Raw genomic sequence first — 18878 nt, 5'->3', positions numbered from 1 at the left:
CTTCCCTACGGTGAAGCCACAGTACAGGTTTCAACCCTCTCTGGTGGATTCAAGCTAACCCGGCTCGGGAAATGTCGTGACGGAATCCGAAGCGCGCCCCCGCGAGGGGGAAGATCGCGACCGGCAGGTCCGGGCCATCTTCTCCTCCATCGCGGGTCGCTACGATCTCCTGAACCACGTCCTCTCCCTCAATGTGGACAAGAGGTGGCGCCGGAAGGCGGTGGACCGGCTCGTCCTCGGGGGGACGCCGACACGAGCCCGAGTCCTCGACGCATGCGCGGGCACCCTCGATCTGAGCCTGGAGCTCGCGGGCCGCGGCGGCTTTCAGGGCACGGTCATCGCGTCCGACTTCGCTCATCCAATGCTCAAGGTGGGAGTTGATAAGCTGAATAATAGCAGGGTGTTACCCGTATGCTCAGATACCCTGGGGCTCCCCTTCCCGGACGGGACTTTCGATGGCGCGATGGTGGCTTTCGGGGTCCGAAACCTCTCGGATGTGGACGCCGGATTTCGCGAGCTGGGCCGGGTTCTCCGCCGGGGGGCACGGCTCGTGGTGCTCGAGTTCACGACGCCGCCGAATCCTCTCCTCCGGCCCCTCTACCTACTTTACTTCCGACGAATTCTTCCCTTTCTCGGGAAGCTCGTCTCGGGGCACCCCTGGGCGTACGAGTACCTTCCGGAGTCGGTCCGCGAATTCCCCGGGCCCGAAGCGCTCGCCAGAAAGCTCGCCGCCGCCGGCTTCGAGACGCCCGAGTGGGAGTACCTTACGGGGGGGATCGCCGCGATCCACGTGGGAAGGCGGCGGGGTTAGAAACCCGCGTCCCAGGGGGTCACGCTCCCGTCCGGCGAGAGCTCGTACACGGGACCGAGCTCCTCGAGTCCCGGATCGAACCGCGTGGGGTCGCCCAGGATGAGGATGGTCATCCGGGAGGGGTCGAGGTAACGCCCCGTCACCTCGGCGATCGCCGAGGGCGTCACCTCCTGGAGCCCTTCCAGGTACCGCTCCAACCAGCCGTCCGGGAGCTCCTGGGCGCGGTATCCCATGCGGCGCGCCACGATCTGCGCTGCGGACTCGAAGGCGAAGACGTAGCCGTTCGCGATCTCCTCGAGCGCGGACTCGACCTCGTCCGATTCCGGTGGCGTCCCCCTGAACTCATCCATGACGTCCCGGAGGAGACGTGCCGCTTCGATCGTGCGCTCGGGGCGGGTGAAGGTGAGCGCGCCGAGGAGCCCCTGGCTCCGGCGGGACGCGCCCCAGAGGGAAGAGGCTCCGTAGGCGAGCCCCTGCTCGGTGCGCACGCGCGTCATCATCCGCGAGGTGAATCCACCGGAGCCGAGAATGAAATCCGCGATGCGAGAGGCGAAATACTCCGGCGAGTCGTCGAGAAGGAGCCCTCCCGGCTGGGCCATGATCACCGTGCTCTGCTCCACTTCCTTCCGGATGAGAAAAACCCCCGGCTCGTCGCGGAGCTCGGCCACCGGCGGTTCGGAGAGCTCTTCCGCGCACTCCGGCCACGGCTCCAGAAACTCCAGAATCCGGAGCTCCGCGTCTTCCCAGCTTAGGTCTCCCGCGAGACCCAGGATGATCCGGTTCCGGCAGATCAGCGTCTCGTGCGCCGCGAGGAGGCTTTCCCTCGAGAGGCGGTCGGCGGAGAAGTCCTCCTCCGTGGCCACCCACCCCGTGGGATGGTCCCCGAACATGAGTCGATTGAACTCGGAATAGGCGAGTCCCTGGGGGTCGTCTTCGCGCCGACGGATCCCCTCGAGCTGCTGGCCTCGCCACACCTCGAGCGCGGCGGAGTCGAGCCCCGGCGCGAGGAGCATCTCCCGGAGGAGCGCGATCCCTTCGTCGAAGGTGTCGGTGAGCGCGTTGAGCCCCACGAGGGAGCCCCCGCCCCCGCTCGAGAACGAGACCTGGAGGGCGAGGAGATCGATCTTCAAGTCCACGGAATCGGGGGGAAGCGTCCGCGTTCCGCCGAGGCGAAGGAGGGAAGGGAGGGCGGAAATGGGTGCGAACACCGCGCGCGGGAAATGCCCCGGGCCGCCCCGGAGCTGGACGAAGAAGTCCACGAGGGGGAGGGCCGGGTCGTGGAGGTAATAAACCGGGACTCCGAGGACCTCGTGCTCGTCGGCCTCCGGGGGATCGAAGACGAGGGGCGGGTAGATCAGGGCTTCCACCGCCTCCCGTCCGACCGGGGGGGGGAGGGTGTCGGGCCGTGCGGCGGGAGCGCCGCCGGCGGGGGTACCCCCGCCGGGGAGTCCCGGCGCGGCCTGAGGGAGAGGGGCTCCCACGAGCCCGAGGAGGAGGAGGAGCGTCATGGCGCCGGGTCCTCGTCTGCTCGTCGAAGGATCCCCACCGTGCGGGTCTCGGGGCGCAAGTACCGCTCCAGAACGCCCGCGAGGTCCTCCGGCGTGACCTCGCCGAGCCGCTCCTGGAGTACGAAGGTCTCCCGCCAATCTCCCCAGGTCGCTTCCGATCCGGCCAGCTGGAAGGCCAATCCCTGACTCGAGACGAGGCGCCGAACCTGGTCGGCCTCGAGGCGCGTCCGGACCCGCTCGACCTCCTCTTCAGTCGGGGGTTCCGCTCGCAGGCGTTCGAGCTCCTCGTAGATCACGGCCTCGATCTCCTCGACGGTGTGGGGCGCCCGGGGCACGGCCGAGATCGTGAAGATTCCCGGATAACGCGCGGCGGGCCCGGTCCCGGCCGTGACGGAGGTGGCAATCCGATCGTCCCGCACGAGGCGCCGGTAGAGGCGCGCGTCCCGCCCGGCGACGAGGACGTTCACAAGCATCGTGAGCGCGGGCGCGTCCGGATGGAATGCGTCGGGAATCTTCCAGGCGATCCGGATCTGCGGCTCCGCGTCGTAGAGGACTTCCACTCGACGCTCTCCCCTCTGCTCCGGCTCGCGCACGAGGACGGGAATCGGAGGATCGCCCGGTTCCAAGGGGCCGAAGTACTGGTCCGCCCAGACCATCGCCGAATCCGCGTCGAAGTCCCCCACGATCGCGACGACCGTGTTATTCGGCCCGTAATACCGCCGATAATATTCTTCGACCTGACCTCGCGAGACGTTCAAGATGTCGTCCATGTGCCCGATGGGGGGCACGCCGTAGGGGTGGACGCGAAAGGCGGCACCGATATGCGCTTCGTAGAGGAGCCCGGCCGGCGAGTTTTCCGTCCGCGTCAGCCGTTCCTCGGCGATCACCTGGCGTTCCGCGTAGAACTCGCGAAAGACTGGATTTCGCATCCGGTCGGCCTCGAGAACGAACCAGAGCTTGGTTCGGTTGGCCGGGAGGTTCACGAAGTACTGCGTGGCCTCGTAGCTCGTGGTCGCGTTGAGCCCGCGGGCGCCGGCCCGCGAAAGGATTTCGTCGAACTCGTTCGATACGGTGTAGGCGCGGGCAGAATCCTCGAGCGCGCGGATCCGGGATTCGAGCCGGGAGGCTGCCGCGGTGTCCGGCGCCGGGATCTCACCGCGTGCTCGAACGAGGGAATCGTGCGCCGCGTCCATCCGCTCGAAGAGGGCGAGCTCCGCGTTGAGGTCACGCGTGCCGACCGTCGTCGTCCCCTTGAAGAGGAGGTGCTCGAGGAAGTGCGCGATCCCGGTGTTGCCGAGAGACTCGTTCACGCTCCCGACGGGGACGTGCACCACGAAGGAGACTGTGGGCGCTCCCTCACGGGGAAGGAGGAGGAAACGCATCCCATTGTCGAGCGTGTGCTCGACGACGGGGAGGTTGCGGCCGTCGGGGGAGGGGAAGCTGGCAGAGGCGGCATCGGGAGCCGGCGCATCGGGGGCCTGCGCACCGGCGAGGGTGGGCATCAGCAAGAGTGCGGCGGCGGCGGCGATCCGGGGTCTCACGGTTTCCGCGCTTCCTCCGGGGGCGAGGCACCCACCACCTCGTCGTACACGGCCTCGACCTGCCGCGCGTAAGGCTCCGGTCCGTACAGGCGGCGCATCTTCTCCTTTCCGTGGGCGCCCATTCTGTCTCGCATCGCGTTGTCTCGGAGGAGTGTCACAACCCGTTCGGCCACGCGCGCGGCATCGGTGGGGTCCACGATGAATCCGTCCACGCCTTCCTCTACGAACTCCTTCGGGCCCCCGAGGTGTGACGCGACGACCGGAGTTCCATAACTCATTGCCTCGAAGATGACGCGCCCGGAGGGCTCCGGCTCGATCGAGGCATGTACCGACACGTCGAGGAGCGTGTAATACGTGGCCACATCATCCCGGTATCCGGTGAAGATGATCCGACCTTCCAGTCCGCGTTCCTGCACGAATGCAACGAGGTGGCTCATGTATGCCTGGTCCCCGTCGGAGGCGTCACCCACGACCAGCGCCTTCGCCGTCGGGACCAGCTCGAGGACGAGCGCCGCCGCCCTGAGAGACTCGAGCTGCCCTTTCCAGGGCACGACACGTCCGAAGATTCCGAAGAGGGGCAGCCCCGGGGCGAGGTCGTGCCGGTCCCGCACCTCACGGAGCGACGCCTCGCTCACTTCTTCGAGGATGACAGGGGACGTCGCGACCGTGACGCGCTCCGGTTCGACTCCGCCCTCGATCACCCGGTCGGCGATGTACCGGGAAACGGCGACGAACTTGCGGATGCCCGGCGCGAACACGTGCATCTGGATCCGTCCCATTCCCCAGTAACCCCGCAGGAAAACGACGCGGGGATTTCGGAGAAGGATTGCAGCCACGGCGGCCTCGTCCTGGCCAAGCCCGAGGTTCAACTGCACGAGGTCGGCGCGGTACCGAAGTCCGAGGTAAGCCAGCCGCAGCGTGTACGGCAGGTTCACGAGATGCCTCAGGCCGTAGAAGAGGGTTTCCACGAACTTCCGGAAGGGGGCGAAAGGAAGTCGCCGGATCCGTTCAGCGATCGCACTCAGGCGGTAGTGATGGAGAATACGGCGGGCGATCGCCACGTGGGTTCCGGGTGCCGCTTCCTTGAGAGCACTCGCCAGGAGGGCGTGGTTCGTAGCGCTGACGAAGATCGGCTCGAAGCGGGTCCGGTCGAGTGCACGGATCAGGTTGGCCGTGGACACGATCGCCCCTCCGAACCCGATCCCGTCGTCCACGATCAGGATCCGGATCGGGTTCGACAGCGCTCCTCCCAGGGCTGGCACTCGGGGCAGAAAAATGCGGATCGACCGCCGAAGACGATGCGTTCCACTGGAGTCCGACACCGCGGGCGACGGAGCCCTTTGCGCCCGTCTACCTGGAGTTTCACCGCGTATTCTCCCTCCCATCCCTGCGCCGTGCGGTGGTCGCAGAGCGTCGTGCCCGCCCCATTTCTAACGGTCAGGATCCTCATGGGGCGAATCGTACCGGCCGCTCCGAGTGAAGTCAAAGCGGGGGGCGACTCTCGTCGGCTGGCGCTCTGGAGGACCCGGAGAGTCTCTGAAGCGGCTGGAGTGAGGGCAATCCGATGCACCTGCGGTGCGCGGACGCAAGGATTCTGCAAGGAGGTTGGTCATCACATCTGTGCCTTATCGATTCTGGCGCCAGATGGTCCGTCGCAAGTACCCCTTGTACGCCCGACGCATCAAGTGGGGGAGGTTCGACTCTTCCACCGACACGGCGTCGAGGGAGTCTCCCCCGATTCGATTGACAATGAAGGGCCGGTCGATCGTCAGGCCCCGCATGTCGAACATGTATCCGACGCAGTCGTTTTCTCTTCGAATCCGCTCTAAAAAGGCTCGATCGAGTTGGCCCGCAGAGAAGGGAAATGCGAATGGCACGGAAGGCTGACCGGTGAGGTCCCTGACATACTCACAGGATTGAACGATTTCGTCTTCGATCGTTCGTTCGTCCGCGAGGTTGCTCAAGTAGGGGTGCCTTCGCGTATGCGCGCCGACCGTGAAACCGTCCGCAACCAGTTGCCGGATCTCCGCACTCGTCATGAACGGACGATGGTCATTCAGAAAAGCGTCTGAGTCGATCTTCAGGACATCACAGATCCGATCGATGTTCGGGGTGTCGGATGTATAGAGAGGGCGCATCCAGCGCGCGAAATCCTCTACCGTATCGAAATCCGTGCCGACGGTCTGGGACACGACGCTTAGGGGGTCCTCTCCCCCTGTGTCGAGAAGCTCACGGACCCGTGCGATGCAAAGGGAGGCCTTGTTGGCGTACGGAAGAAATTCATTGTCCACGGAATCGGTGATGATGAAGAAGGTGCAGGGTGCCCCGTGGCGAAGAAGGATGGGCCGCGCCACGGAGTAACACTGCGAGTATCCGTCATCGAAGGTGAGAGTAATCGGCGTTCGTGGACGAGGGCGCTCCGCCGCCCCCGATCTCGCAACGACATCTCGATAGGATATTAGTTCGAAATTCTCTCGGAGGTAGGCCACATCCTCATCGAACATGGCCGCCGTCTTGTATTTGAGAACGTGTTCGACATGGGAAAGCGAGCCGTCGGACACCATGTGGTAATTGATGCCGATACAGGGACGACGAAAGATCCTCTGGTAGAGCGCGAGCGGGACGGACTCTAGAACGGCTTCGGTAAGTCTTCCCACACCCTTCCCCTTGTGAAAATCAGGTGAACGAGTAGTCGCCGTCGCAGATGTCGACCGTAACACGATGCAGATTTTGCTCGAACTGGCTCCCCTTCCTCGGGCGGCAAGCGTACTCGTGAACCTCTCGGCGAAGAAGCCGGCGTCCAATCCATGTTTCCGCCAGTCTCCGCCCAAGTTTTTCGGAGAAGACGAGTAGGTCGGCCTGGTAGGTCCATCCCACGCGGAAGGCCATGGCGAGCGCGAGCTCCGCGTTGAGGTCCCGACTGGCATCCAATACCTTCAACTGCGTATGGCGATGTCTTCGAGAAGCGGAGACCGAAATCAACAAGTACCCACGGGAAGTTCCGGTGGCCTGCTCACGGAACGTGAAGGCGTGCAGAGCGAAGAGCGGCCTCGACAGATCGAAATAGTATTGGTCGGAGACCTCGCTCAATTCCGGCGACACCTGGTCCTCGGGCAGGATCCACGGATGGGCAAGTTTCCAGTTGATCCACTCCAGTCCTCGTTGGAATTCCACGGGATGATCGTCCTTCTCACTGTCATTCGGGGTTCCAATATCGTCGAACTCGGGCGGAAGCTGATCCACCGGAGAGACCGTCACGCCGCGAAGTGATCGGCGGAAAGGACGGAGCAGGGCGAGGTAAAGCAGGCGCCTCAGAAACGGGTAACATACCTCCATCGCCTTGCCGATCACGGCCCCGACCGGTTCCATCCACTGCGGAAGGGATGCTCGGACGCCAACCGCGCTCCTCACTCGATCGAGTTGCACGGAATAGACCGTCCGGGGGCCGAGCACCTTCGTCAGGCCGATCAGCCGCCACATCCTCTCCGCCGTGCGGCTCATCTCGGCGCCAACGAAATCGATGTCGAGAGAGAGCAGGCGGCTGATCAGGAACGTTCCGACGCCGGACTTGCGGTGGGCTTCATCCACGAAGAGCGCGGAACCCCAATACACCTTCCAGTTCCGGCCATCGATTTGGACCCGGCCCGGTATGAGCCCGATGTGACCCACACACTGATCTCCGATGCGGGCCACGAGAAGTCCGGGATCCTCCGGATCGGCGTATGGATTGTGTGATTGCGCCGCAGCGAGGTGCGGTGGAATCGGAAGGCGACCGCCCCCGCGGGCCAGTCGAAGAGCGGTCTGGGCGTAGGTGACCAACTCTCCCACCGGGACCACGTCGATCTCTACTTTCGGCAAGGGCGAATCTCGGGTTCATTCCGGTGCGCGTGACATCTCGCGGCCCCGGCGTTTATGAGCCCGTCCCGCGCTTCTGGCGGACGAATCCGGTAATGCGTTCGAGGGTCTCGAAGTTCTCCGGAACGACCTGGGAAGGTTCGATCGAAAAGTGGAACTGCTCCTCGACGAATTGGATCAACTGGAAGAAGGCCAGGGAGTCGAGCACTCCGAGCTCGAAGAGGGACTGATCGGGCTCGATGACCATCTCCCGGCCCTTCGATCCGAGTCGGGACCTCAGGAACTCTTCAATCGCAGCCGCGGGCATCGCGATTCCAATCTCCTATTCTCGGGTCCGGCGCTTTCATGAGCGTCCAGTCCGGTTCCACGGCGGTACGATCCCCAACGCGGCTCCTTCACTCAGAGCCACTCGATCCAACTTTCCGGTGGAGGTCTTGGGGAGCCCGTCGAGGAGCCTCAACGTCTCGGGAAGCATGTACGGCGGCAAGAACCTCCCACAGTGCGCCATGAGATCCCCTGTCGGATCGGCACTCTCGAAGCGACCGACCACGAAGGCCGCGAGACGGTTGCCCAACAGTTCGTCCGGCACCGCCACGACAGCGGCCTCTACTACCAGTTCATGCTGCAGCAGGACGGATTCCACTTCCCCGAGTTCGATACGGTATCCCCGGCTCTTGACCATCTGATCCTTCCGGCCCACGAACTCCCAACTGACACCGTCCGATGCGAGCGCCACAACGTCCCCGGTGCGATACACAGTGTCAAGGAAAGTGGGCTGAAATGGGTTTTGGATGAACCTGGACGACGTCCGCTCGCGATCCCCCCAATACCCACTGGCCAGGTTCGCTCCACGCACCCAGAGTTCCCCTTCCTGACCTGGGGCCGTCACGATCCGGTGATCTTCCCCCACGGCGAACACCTCGACGCTCTCGCACGCCCGGCCGATGGGAACAGGCTTGGTCACCTCAGGAGCGACATCGGCGGGCGTCACTCGATGGTAGGTACAGACGTTGGTCTCCGTCGGCCCGTAGAGGTTGAAGAACTCCGCATTCGGCAGCCGATCGATCAACGCTCGCAGGTACTTGATCGGGAGAACTTCGCCCGCGAAGAGCACCAGTCGCAAGGAGGACAGGTCGTAGCTCTCCAGGTCGCCGTAATTCACGAGGAGCCTGAGCATCGACGGCACGAGATAGGTGGCGGTGATGCGTTCGGCCTCCAGAAGTTCGGCAAAACGGACAGGGTAGTTGGAGAAGGACGCCGGAATCGGGAGGACGGTGCCACCCGCCATAACCGTCGCGAAGAGGTCGAAGGTCGACAGGTCGAAGTGAAGCGGCGCGTGATTGGTGACCCGGTCCTCCGAACCCAATCGAAAGGTGGATACCGCCCATTCGACGAACGAAAAAATTGCCAGGTGGGAGAGGGTGACCCCCTTTGGCATTCCCGTCGAACCGGACGTGTAAAGGATGTACGCCGGATCCGAGGGGAGCGGGCGCGCCGCGCGCGACTTTCCTGAATTCGATCGAAGGATCTCGGACCAGGGTATCACCTGCACGTCCCACGCGGGAAGATTCGGGTCTAAATCGAGTTCGTCCGTCAACAGCACGCACTCCACTGGAAGTGCGTTGACAGCCGGAATCAAGAGATGCCGGAGCTGAGAAGCCTCGGTGATGAGAATCCGGATGCCACAGTCCCGTACGATGTGGGCGTGGCGTCCGACCGGTGCATTGGGGTCGAAGGGAACACAAACTCCGCCGGCTCTCAGGACCGCGAAGACGGATACCAGAGAACCCAACGACTTCCCGAGACACACGCCCACCCGATCTCCCCGGCGTAAGCCTGCGTCTCGAAGAGACCCTGCGAGTAAGGTGCTCAGTGTATCGAGCCGACCGTAGGAAAGCGTCTCATCCGAGAGTCGAGCGACCTCCTTGGCGGGCCACTTCTCCGCGCTCCGAGCCAGGAGATCCTGAAGGAGGAGGGTCATGCTCCACTCCTCCTTCGAAAGCGAGTGAGTTGAGTTCGAGGCCTCACCTCCACCTCACAACCCGAGGAGCCGGCTGATGACCACCCGCTGGAGATCTGAAGTTCCGGAATAAAGGATTCCTCCGAATGCGTCACGCGCATCCTGCTCGACTTCCCCCTCTGTCGTGTACCCGTATCCACCATGGATTCGAATCGCGTCTTCACTCGAGCGGAGGAACGCCTCACTGAGGAAGAGCTTCACCATCGCTGATTCGAGGGCGGCGGACCGATTCATCGTCTTCATCCAGGCCACCCGATACACCATGAGCCGTGATGCCTCCAATCGAACTTTCATGTCTGCGATCCGGTTCGACACCGATTGAAATTTCCCAATGGCCTGGCCGAACTGCTCCCGGTCGCGCGCATAGGAGATACAGGTCTCGAGCTGTCTTTCCATCCTTCCGACCTGACATGCGAGCAGGCATGCCCTTTCCCATTCCATCGAGCTGTGGAAGATCGCCGCCCCGTTTCCCTCAGGGCCCAAGCGATGGCGCTCGGGGACGAAGCAGTCGTCGAAGGCAAGCTCTCCCATGCGCGCCGTGTTGAGTCCCATCTTCTCGATGGGCCGGCCTACCGTCAGCCCTTCCACGTCGGTGGGCACGAGGAAGGCCGTGATCCCCGCCATTCCCGCGCCAGAATCCACCTTTGCGAAAACCAGGGCCACATCGGCGACCGGAGCGTTCGTCACGAAGGTCTTGGCCCCGTTGAGGAGGTACCCTCCTTGACGCCGCTGCGCTCGAGTAGTCAGGCTAAACGCGTCGGATCCGGAACCCGGCTCGGTCATGCCGTGGGCGCCAATCGACTCCCCGCGAGCGAATCGCGGAAGCCATTCGGACTTCTGCTCGGGCGTACCGAAGGTGAGGATCGGCATCTGGACGCTCCACATCTGAGCGTTGATCGCGAAGAGCAGTCCATTGTCGGAACAGCCATAGCCGAGCCCCTCCATGATCAGAGCGGTGGTGAGGGCGTCCAGCTCCATCCCTCCGTACTGGTTCGGAAGCGACAAGCCTTGGACTCCGAATGCAGCGCACTTTTCCCACCTGCTGCGCAGGGATTCATCGCTTCCAGGTCGTTCCCACACCGGCTCGTTGAGCTGTGACTCCGCGAACGCGACCGCCTCCTGGCGGAGGGCGAGCTGTTCGTCGGTCCATGAGAAGTCCATGCTGCGAAGCTCCTAACAGGCCGCTGAAAAACCAGTCAGCGATAGACGCGTGAACCACTTCGGTGGATCGGGAAGGGCATGAATGAGCCGATTACTACCGGGAGCATGAAACATCTTACGCGGCGGCATAGCGAACGTGATGCTCGAAGAAGTAACGCCGAACAATGTGCGGTTGACGTTGGCGGCCGTGCAGGTAGGAACGGACCCGCTTCATGAGATCGGGAAGGTCTCGGGGTCGCTGGCGGCCGAGCGCGTTGTTCTTGACGTCCTGGTTGAGCATCTCGTCGGGATTCAGCTCCGGGCTGTAGCTGGGGAGTCTCACAAGGCGGATCTCGGAGGCATGCCTCTGAAGCCAGGCGTGAACCAGCTTGGCGCGATGCACGGGATGGCCATCCACGATCAGGTAGATCTTGCGCCCCTGCTGCTGGCGAAGGAGGCGGCGTAGAAACCGAAGGAACACGCCGACCGTGAAGCGCTCACGAAAGACCATGAAGGAGAGTGCGCCCTGATTGGTGATCGCCGAGATCATGCTGCACCCGAAGCGCTGCCCTGTTCCGGGGACCACCGGGGTGCGCCCCTTCGGGCTGTAGGAGCGACCCGCGGCATGGTCGGAGCGCAGTCCCATCTCGTCGCCCCAGAAGATCGCGGCCCCTTCGGCCTTAGCCTCCCGTCACAGTTTTGGGTATTCCTCATCGAGCCACCGCTTCACGGCCGCACCGTTACGCTCCCAGGCCCGTCGCACTGGCTTCTGCGGGGTGAAGCCCCAGCGCTTGAGGTACCGCCCGGCCGTCCAGCGCGACACGCGCACTCCGTAGCGTCGTCGGATCAGCTCAGCGACCGCCTCGCGCGTCCACAGATAGAAGGGCAGCTTCAACTGCTCAGGACGCCGATCCCGAAGCGTCCTCGCCACCTGCGCCGCCTGCCACGGCTCGAGCTTCGCACCCTCGCCCTCGCGTCGCCCCCGGCGCTTCGAGGCCAGCGCCGCTTCCCCGCCTCGCTCGTACGCCTTGACCCACTGTCCGACCGTCTGCCGAGGAATCCCGAGCAGGCTCTCCACCTCGGTGCGCGTCGCGCCACCCAGCACCGCCGCCACGGCCCGTCGCCGCAGCTCCTCCTGCGCGACCGGGCTCAATCGGCGAGTATCGGCTCGTTCCATAGACGGCAATCTACATCACCAGCTCCCAGTGCGAAAGATGTTTACTGCTCCGAGTAGTAACCCCTCGATGGCCGCCGATCGAGGCCTCCGAACGTTCCGTGCAGGGGGCTTTCGGCCTCTGCACAGGGCCTTATGAGGCCTGGGCGCACACCTCGAGCCGGACCATCCGGAGGAGGTTGTACGCCGCGTTCACGATGAGCGCCTGTTGCTCGATCTTCCAGCGATCAACGTGGCGACTTCGTCGGAGCCCGCCGATGGACTTCTTCCAACCGATCACTTCCTCGACGCGCTTTCGGATCCGCTGCGCGACCCGGTAGCGCTGCGTCCCCTGACGTCGTCGGGCACGGCGGCGAGCCTCGGCCTCCGGCCCCGTTCCACGGATGGGTCCCTGCGGGACCGGGATGAGTGGAACGACGCCTTCCTCGCTCTCCAACTCGTGAAGGAAGGCGCCTGCCGCGTATCCCTTGTCGGCCGCGAGCGATTTCATCCGAAGCCCGTGACGACGGCGACTCCGTTTCACCATCCGGAGCGCCTCGACGCGTTCGGCCCTTCCGTTCGCTTCGCTCACGCTCACGTCCACGACGAGCCCGGACCGGTTCTCCATCAGGACGTGCGCCGAGTGCGACAGCCTCGCCTCCCGTCCCGACCCCTTGCGGGCCAGCCGCGCCTCGGGGTCGGTCAGCGAACGGTGCGTCGCGTTCCTGCGCCGCTCCCCGCGAAAGTCGACCGTCGGGTTCCCCGGATCGTCATCCTCCGAGTCGTCGCTCACCCGCTCCGCCCCGGACCCGATGGGTCGCAGGCTCTTCATCGAGGCGTAGCTCTCGATCAGCGTCCCGTCTACCGTGAAGTGGTCCTCCGAGGCCCAGTTCTTCGCATACCCCCACTCGACGACCCGGTCGAAGAAGGTTCGAAGCAGTCCGTGCGACTCGAAGCGCTCCCGGTTCTTCGTGAACGTCGTCGCGTTCCATACGGTCCCGTCCAGCGACAGATCGATGAACCACCGGTAGAGCAGGTTCATCTGGACCTGTTCGACCAGCTGCCGCTCCGACCGGATCGAGTAGAGCGCCTGCAGAAGGAGCGCCTTGAGCAGCATCTCCGGCGGGATCGAGGGCCGGCCCATCCGTGCGTACGCCTTGTCGAAATCCCGCCGCATCGAGCCCAGCACCTCGTCCGCCCGCGCCTTCACGGCACGCAGCGGGTGATCCGTCGGTATCCAGGACTCGATGTCGATCGCGTAGTAGATCTGCGACTGGTAATCCGGCTTGCCGCGCATCCGAATCGCTCCACGAGGAAGGGCACGAGGAAGGACCTCCAAATCTACCTTCCACACCCTCGATCCGGCACCGTCATATCAGGACTTTTTCAGCAGCCTGCTAGGGGGACCTTCTGGAACCCGTCCAAACTAGGGGGAGAGGGCTTGGCGCGGGCTGACGGGGGACTCGATCCCCACTCGGTCAGTCACGGACTGCCACAATAAGACACCGGGACGGCGTCGATCGAGCTTCCTCCATGACTTCCGTCGAGTATCCCCAGCCGCCGAGCAATTTCTGGATCTCCATCATGAGGACGATGTGGTGGACTTCGATGAAAAGCACCGGGGCATGGTGCGCGAAGAAGCGCGCGCCTCCCCGCAGTACCATGCCTTCGGCTCCCTCCACGTCGATCTTGACCACATCCGGCATCGGCTGCTTCCTCTCTTCGATGAGGGTGTCGACGCGGACGGTTTCGACCATCCGTCGGGCGAATCCGGCATACGCCGCCTCATTTAGGGGGGCCAACCCGGCTTCCAAGTGACTGCAACTACTCTCTCCCCGGAGCTCCCCACTTTCAACGATCGACAACTCGCCGTCAACATTCGCGACGGCCACCGGAAGGTGATTCACAGTGCGGGCCAAGCTCGGGTTGGCGTTCAGGTTTTCCATCAGCCTTGCCGAGTTGGACGGATTCGGCTCGAAAGCCAGCACGGCTCGCGCTCCCAGGGCCGCAAAGCAGAGGCTGTGATAGCCCATGTGGGCGCCAAGGTCCCATACAACTGCGCCCTCGATAGAACATCGCTTCTGGAGTCGATCGTACATGAACCCGTCGTACGTGCCATCAACGATGGCCTCCGTCGCGGAACCCAGAGGCGTGTTCAGGCATATCGCTGCGCCAGCAGCCGGACCGGCGTTGATTGTGAACCACTGGGTCGCCTCAACGTTCTGCGGCGCCTTCCTCAGGCGGCTGCGCATGCCTTCCACCAGAGTTGCCGGCGACGCGTGCCATAACTTCCAGCCCAGCGAACTCATATGTGCTTCTCCGTAAAGCATCTTCGGAAGTGCGCGAAGCCGTGACTGCCCTCGCGGCCCCGGCCCCTATGAGCCGGTCTCGCGCTTCCGGCGAACGAATCCGGTAATGCGTTCGAGGGTCTCGAAGTTCTCCGGAACGACCTCGGAAGGTTCGATCGAAAAGTGGAACTGCTCCTCGACGAATTGGATCAACTGGAAGAAGGCCAGGGAGTCGAGCACTCCGAGCTCGAAGAGGGACTGATCGGGCTCGATGACCATCTCCCGGCCCTTCGATCCGAGTCGGGACCTCAGGAACTCTTCAATCGCAGCCGCGGGCATCGCGATTCCAATCTCCTATTCTCGGGTCCGGCGCTTTCATGAGCGTCCAGTCCGGTTCCCGCTAGAACTGAGGCTCGAATGCATGTGACGTCAGATCGCCCAGCAGGTCATGCCAAACATGCCGCTCGTTCTGCTCTACCTCCGCGGCGATCTCCCGCATCTTCGCCAGAACCGGTGGTTCCTCCCGCCCAAAGACATCGCCCTGTAGGAGCCTGAGTACATCCAGTCGGTAAGTTGGATGGCTGACGAAGTAGGTGAAGAGGACGTTGAGCCGATAATAAAGCCGAATGAACTCGTACCAGTGCTTGCAGCCGTTCCGCATGGTTTCGGAGAAGGTCTCGAATGCGCCTTCCGAGAAGTTCCCCTCGTGGAAGGCACGCTGGATATCCCTGCTGGCCATTCGCGCGCTGTTCAGGGCGATGCTTACGCCGCTCGAAAAGATTGGATCGACGAACCGCGCCGCGTCCCCGACCAACACGAAGCGATCGCCGGCAATCCGCTTCATCGCATAGCTGTAGTCTCCTTCGGGCTTGAAGGGACGGAGCTGGTGAGATGCGCGAAGCTTCTCATGTAGATCCGGACGCTGCTCGACACATTTCCAGAAGAATTCGTCGAGAGAGTCTTTGGCCGCTTTGAAGTTTCTCTTTTGAGTGACGACACCAAAGCTCGTGATCGCGTCGGTGATCGGAATCTGCCAGATCCACGAATTACTGACGGGGAGGAAGTGGATCCAGATGTAGTCCGCTTTCTCGCCGCCTCCCCGATCGTACCCTTCGAACCAGGTGTGGAGGGCGTATTGGTCAAATACGGGATCCTGCACTCGAAGCCGAAGCTGGTTCCCCAAGAGGGTGCGGCGGCCCGAGGCGTCAACCACCATCCGGGCGGTCACCTGCTTCGGGCCACGACCAGTATTCGAGCGAACGCGGACGCCCTCATCGAGAAATTCGATTGCCGTAACCGCCTCCCCTTCGCCCACTTCGGCTCCTGCGTTGGCGGCATGCTGAAGTAAGAGGTGGTCGAATTTTCCTCGATCCACATGGTAAGTATAGCTTTGGCCGACGCCCTCCTGTGTAACCTCATCGAATCGGACATCCACCTGGTCCGATGGCGCGATGCCTTCCCAATCGTGGTCGTATGCGCGCAGTCCGTGCGGTGTGGTCCACGCGGCACCGTATTTTCGCGGAAAGCCATTGGCCTCCATCTGCTCGAGGAATCCAATCTCCCGAAGGATTCTAGTCGTGGAAGGAACCAAGGACTCGCCGACATGCGGTCTGGGGAAGGTCTCGCGTTCGAGGACGACACAATCGATTCCGGCCTGTGCGAGGTAGGTCGCGGTCGTGGAGCCGGCAGGGCCGCCGCCGACGATGGCTACGTCGAAATCGAAGTCCAAGTAAGAATTCTCCGGGATGAGACGTTTGACCAGGATGGCTTTGGGCAAGACCCATGCCCGCGATCAGTGGCGCCCTCACGACGAAGGTTACGATTCGGGTGAGGCTCGCGTGCAATGCTTGATGCGCGGTACCAATAGCGTACCGCCCGCAAACTTTCGGCGGGAGCGCCCAAGTCACGCACCCCCTCCCTGACCGACGGAGCGACCGGGGATCGGGCCGCACGCCGGCGGCCGAGAACTTACCGCCGCATGAATGAGTGCAGCAATGCCCTGGAGGTCCGGCGGAGAGGGTTGAGACAAGACGCCCGGAAACGGGCACGGCGACCGTCGCCCATCCGCCCAGCCCCGTTCAGGAAGTTGTTGGACCTCTCGGAAACCCCGCCCTATCTTGGCCTCCCTGACCCGAGGAGCCTAAGATTCCCTTCTCTCAAGGTCATTGGATTCACAGGACTGGTCTGGGCTCGGCCCGAACGAGGAAGCGATCGGCGGAGGTGCCGACGTCATGCCGAAGGAGGACTTGATCAAGCTCTATCTGCACGAGCGGTCACGTGGGCGAATCAGCGCGCTCTCTCTTGGGGAGCTTCTCGCGGCGAGTACCATGCTGCGCAAGGTCAAACTGGGTTAGGGGTATCCGAGGAGTCGTGATGACCGACGTAATCATCATTGGTGGTGGGCCGGCTGGAGCCTTCATCGGCTCGTACCTGTCCATGGCCGGCATCGACAACTTGATCATCGACAAACAGATGCATCCTCGGGCCCACGTTGGCGAATCGATGGTCACCGCCACCACGAGGGTGTTCAAGGAGATCGGGTTCCTCGAGACGATGGAGCGGGAGAAGTTTCCCAGGAAATACGGGGCGTCATGGCATCCGACGACTACGAAAGGCGAATACGCCATTTGGTTCAAGGAGTTTCCTCAACCAGGGATCGATCAGGACTACACCTACCATGTCGATCGCAGCAGGTTCGACCTGCTCCTCCTGCGCCACGCCAGCGAACTAGGGTCGAGGGTCCTTCAAGGCGCGCAGGTCAAGGGAGTGCAGTTCGAAGACGGATTTGCATCGGGGGTCACTGTCTCCATCGAAGGGGAGGAGGTGACGCTCCCCGCCAAGATCGTCGTCGACGCCAGCGGGCGGAGCACTGTCCTGGGAAGCCAGCTGCGGCTGAAGAAGAACGACCCCATCTTCGATCAGTTCGCCCTGCACGCATGGTACGAGGACGTGAGTCGGGGTAGCGGTCCCACGGCCGATTTCATCCACATATACTTCCTTCCTGTCGAGCGAGGGTGGGCCTGGCAGATCCCGATCACCGACACCGTCACCTCGATGGGTGTGGTGACTGAGAAGTCGGTCTTCAAGAAATCTCGGGGCCGTTCCGAGGAACATTTCGAGGAGATGGTCGCCAGCAACCCCGATCTCCAAGAGGCCATGGCCGTGGCCCGCAGGATCAACGACCTCAAGGCTGAGGGCGACTACAGCTACTCGATGTCGTCATTCGCCGGCAACGGCTGGCTCCTAGTCGGGGACGCGGCGCGCTTCGTCGACCCCATCTTCTCCTCGGGTGTCAGCGTCGCCGCCTACAGCGCCAAGTTCGCGTCAGAGGCGATAGCGGCAGCGCTGGAGAAGGGCGACCTGAGTGCCTCGGCATTCCTCGAATACGAAACCAAGCTGCGGGCCGGAGTCGAGGTATGGTATGAGTTCATCCGTCTCTACTACAAGCTCCTCCACCTGTTCACCTGGTTCATCGACAAGAAGGAGTATCGACTTCAGGTCCTGCAACTGCTCCAGGGCGACGTGTACGACCGAGGCAACGCGAAGGCGCTCGACGCCATGCGAGAGGTGATCGAGAAGGTGGAAAGCACTCCAGGGCACCTCTGGCAGCAATATCTCACCGACATCCCCATCGACTAGGCAGCGGCACGCGGTTCCCGGGTGGCGTGCCATTTCCGCTTCTTTCGGGTGTGCCTCCCGGGAGCCGCTGACAACGAGGACAGTGGAAGGCCGAGCGCCCGCCGAACACCGAGCGAACGATCACACTTCCGCAGTCGTGACAGGGAAGACCTTCGCGGCCGTATACCCGAAGTCGCGCCGCGTAGCTCCCTTTCCATCCCTCGGCCGTGCGGTAGTCGCGGAGGGTCGTCCCCCTCGCCCGAATCGCGTCGCGCAGGACGTCCTGGATCGCGGAATGAAGGACCGCCACACGGCGTCCAGGTACGTCAAGTCCGCGGGTTTCTGGATGGAGCCGCGCCAGAAAGAGCGCTTCATTCGCGTAGATGTTTCCGACTCCGGCGACCTTTCTTTGGTCGAGAAGCCAGGAGCGAAGGGGCGCGGCGGACCGAGCGAGATCCTTGTGAAGGCGTGCGGGAGTAAAGGCGGCGCCGAGCGGCTCGGGTCCGAGCGACCGCGACCACCGATGATAGTGCTCTCCGTCGAGGAGGCGAACGCGGCCGAATCGGCGCGGGTCGTGATAGACCAGCTGGCATCCGTCGTCCAAGTGGAACCACACCCCTGGGTGGCTCGGCGGCGGCGCCGACGAGTCCTTCTCCCGATGGAGGAGCTGCCCCGACATCCCCAGGTTCACGACCACGCGGTGAAGGTCGTCCGTTCCCCTGCGAGCCCCGATCACGAGGTTCTTTCCGCGGCGGCCGATCGGGCCGAGCGTTCGTCCCTCCAGTTCCCTGCGGAAGCGACCCGGCGAGTCCTCGAGAAGGTCCGGATGCACGACTCTGATGCGCGACACGATCCGGTCGCGGAGAGGGGCCCGCAGCCCGCGCGCGATGGTTTCCGCTTCCGGGAGTTCGGGCATGGGGGGGCTTCCGAGGCTCCGATCGCCG

General features: G+C 63.4%; 16 protein-coding genes and 1 pseudogene. 2 read left to right on the top strand and 15 right to left on the bottom strand.

What is annotated here, in order from left to right; translation table 11 throughout:
• Window positions 1-76 precede the first annotated feature (76 nt).
• Window positions 77-811 carry a ubiquinone/menaquinone biosynthesis methyltransferase gene (locus WEG36_06370; GenBank protein MEX1257223.1) on the top strand — a complete coding sequence of 245 codons (735 nt, stop codon included), beginning with the start codon at window positions 77-79 and terminating at the stop codon, window positions 809-811.
• On the opposite strand, the gene WEG36_06365 is transcribed toward WEG36_06370, so the two are convergent.
• The 14 genes and pseudogenes from WEG36_06365 to WEG36_06300 all read right to left on the bottom strand — a co-directional run bounded on the left by WEG36_06365 (window position 808) and on the right by WEG36_06300 (window position 16045).
• The gene (locus WEG36_06365; protein ID MEX1257222.1) at window positions 808-2319 is read right to left on the bottom strand and encodes a pitrilysin family protein; all 1512 of its coding nucleotides are present in this window, start codon (window positions 2317-2319) and stop codon (window positions 808-810) included. The two genes, WEG36_06370 and WEG36_06365, sit on opposite strands and share 4 nt — an antisense overlap.
• A complete protein-coding gene (locus WEG36_06360) occupies window positions 2316-3860 on the bottom strand; it encodes a pitrilysin family protein (GenBank protein MEX1257221.1) in 1545 nt (514 codons plus the stop codon). The genes WEG36_06365 and WEG36_06360 overlap by 4 nt, the downstream gene beginning before the upstream one ends.
• A complete protein-coding gene (locus WEG36_06355) occupies window positions 3857-5122 on the bottom strand; it encodes a glycosyltransferase family 4 protein (GenBank protein ID MEX1257220.1) in 1266 nt (421 codons plus the stop codon). Before WEG36_06355 ends, WEG36_06360 begins: the two co-directional genes overlap by 4 nt.
• A 363-nt stretch (window positions 5123-5485) precedes the next feature.
• Window positions 5486-6517 (bottom strand): polysaccharide deacetylase family protein, encoded by a 1032-nt coding sequence (locus tag WEG36_06350; GenBank protein ID MEX1257219.1) that lies wholly within the window; start codon window positions 6515-6517, stop codon window positions 5486-5488.
• Window positions 6518-6536: 19 nt separating this feature from the next.
• A complete protein-coding gene (locus tag WEG36_06345; GenBank protein ID MEX1257218.1) occupies window positions 6537-7718 on the bottom strand; it encodes a GNAT family N-acetyltransferase in 1182 nt (393 codons plus the stop codon).
• 52 nt (window positions 7719-7770) lie between these two features.
• Window positions 7771-8022 carry an acyl carrier protein gene (locus tag WEG36_06340; protein MEX1257217.1) on the bottom strand — a complete coding sequence of 84 codons (252 nt, stop codon included), beginning with the start codon at window positions 8020-8022 and terminating at the stop codon, window positions 7771-7773.
• A 36-nt stretch (window positions 8023-8058) separates the two neighbouring features.
• The gene (locus tag WEG36_06335; GenBank protein MEX1257216.1) at window positions 8059-9696 is read right to left on the bottom strand and encodes an amino acid adenylation domain-containing protein; all 1638 of its coding nucleotides are present in this window, start codon (window positions 9694-9696) and stop codon (window positions 8059-8061) included.
• Window positions 9697-9750: 54 nt separating this feature from the next.
• Window positions 9751-10896: an acyl-CoA dehydrogenase family protein gene (locus tag WEG36_06330; GenBank protein ID MEX1257215.1), complete on the bottom strand. Its 1146-nt coding sequence runs from the start codon at window positions 10894-10896 to the stop codon at window positions 9751-9753.
• A gap of 115 nt (window positions 10897-11011) precedes the next feature.
• A pseudogene (locus WEG36_06325) lies at window positions 11012-11548 on the bottom strand (IS630 family transposase).
• A gap of 18 nt (window positions 11549-11566) precedes the next feature.
• Window positions 11567-12052, bottom strand: coding sequence for a winged helix-turn-helix domain-containing protein (locus WEG36_06320; protein MEX1257214.1), 486 nt, complete (start codon window positions 12050-12052; stop codon window positions 11567-11569).
• Between the two features lie 130 nt (window positions 12053-12182).
• Window positions 12183-13325, bottom strand: a complete 1143-nt coding sequence (locus WEG36_06315; protein ID MEX1257213.1) for an IS5 family transposase — start codon at window positions 13323-13325, stop codon at window positions 12183-12185.
• 181 nt (window positions 13326-13506) lie between these two features.
• Window positions 13507-14337 (bottom strand): FkbM family methyltransferase, encoded by an 831-nt coding sequence (locus WEG36_06310; protein ID MEX1257212.1) that lies wholly within the window; start codon window positions 14335-14337, stop codon window positions 13507-13509.
• Between the two features lie 66 nt (window positions 14338-14403).
• Window positions 14404-14655 carry an acyl carrier protein gene (locus tag WEG36_06305; GenBank protein MEX1257211.1) on the bottom strand — a complete coding sequence of 84 codons (252 nt, stop codon included), beginning with the start codon at window positions 14653-14655 and terminating at the stop codon, window positions 14404-14406.
• A gap of 61 nt (window positions 14656-14716) precedes the next feature.
• Window positions 14717-16045, bottom strand: a complete 1329-nt coding sequence (locus WEG36_06300) for an NAD(P)/FAD-dependent oxidoreductase (GenBank protein MEX1257210.1) — start codon at window positions 16043-16045, stop codon at window positions 14717-14719.
• Between the two features lie 644 nt (window positions 16046-16689).
• Between WEG36_06300 and WEG36_06295 the strand changes: the two genes are divergently transcribed.
• Window positions 16690-17955 carry an NAD(P)/FAD-dependent oxidoreductase gene (locus WEG36_06295; GenBank protein ID MEX1257209.1) on the top strand — a complete coding sequence of 422 codons (1266 nt, stop codon included), beginning with the start codon at window positions 16690-16692 and terminating at the stop codon, window positions 17953-17955.
• Here the strand turns inward: WEG36_06295 and mutM are convergent.
• Window positions 17933-18850: a bifunctional DNA-formamidopyrimidine glycosylase/DNA-(apurinic or apyrimidinic site) lyase gene (gene mutM, locus WEG36_06290; protein ID MEX1257208.1), complete on the bottom strand. Its 918-nt coding sequence runs from the start codon at window positions 18848-18850 to the stop codon at window positions 17933-17935. The genes WEG36_06295 and mutM overlap by 23 nt on opposite strands.
• Between the last annotated feature and the right edge of the window lie 28 nt (window positions 18851-18878).

The organism is Gemmatimonadota bacterium (assembly GCA_040882465.1).
GTDB lineage: Bacteria > Gemmatimonadota > Gemmatimonadetes > Longimicrobiales > Gaopeijiaceae > JBBEBG01.
This window is presented reverse-complemented; position numbering and strand designations above follow the sequence as displayed.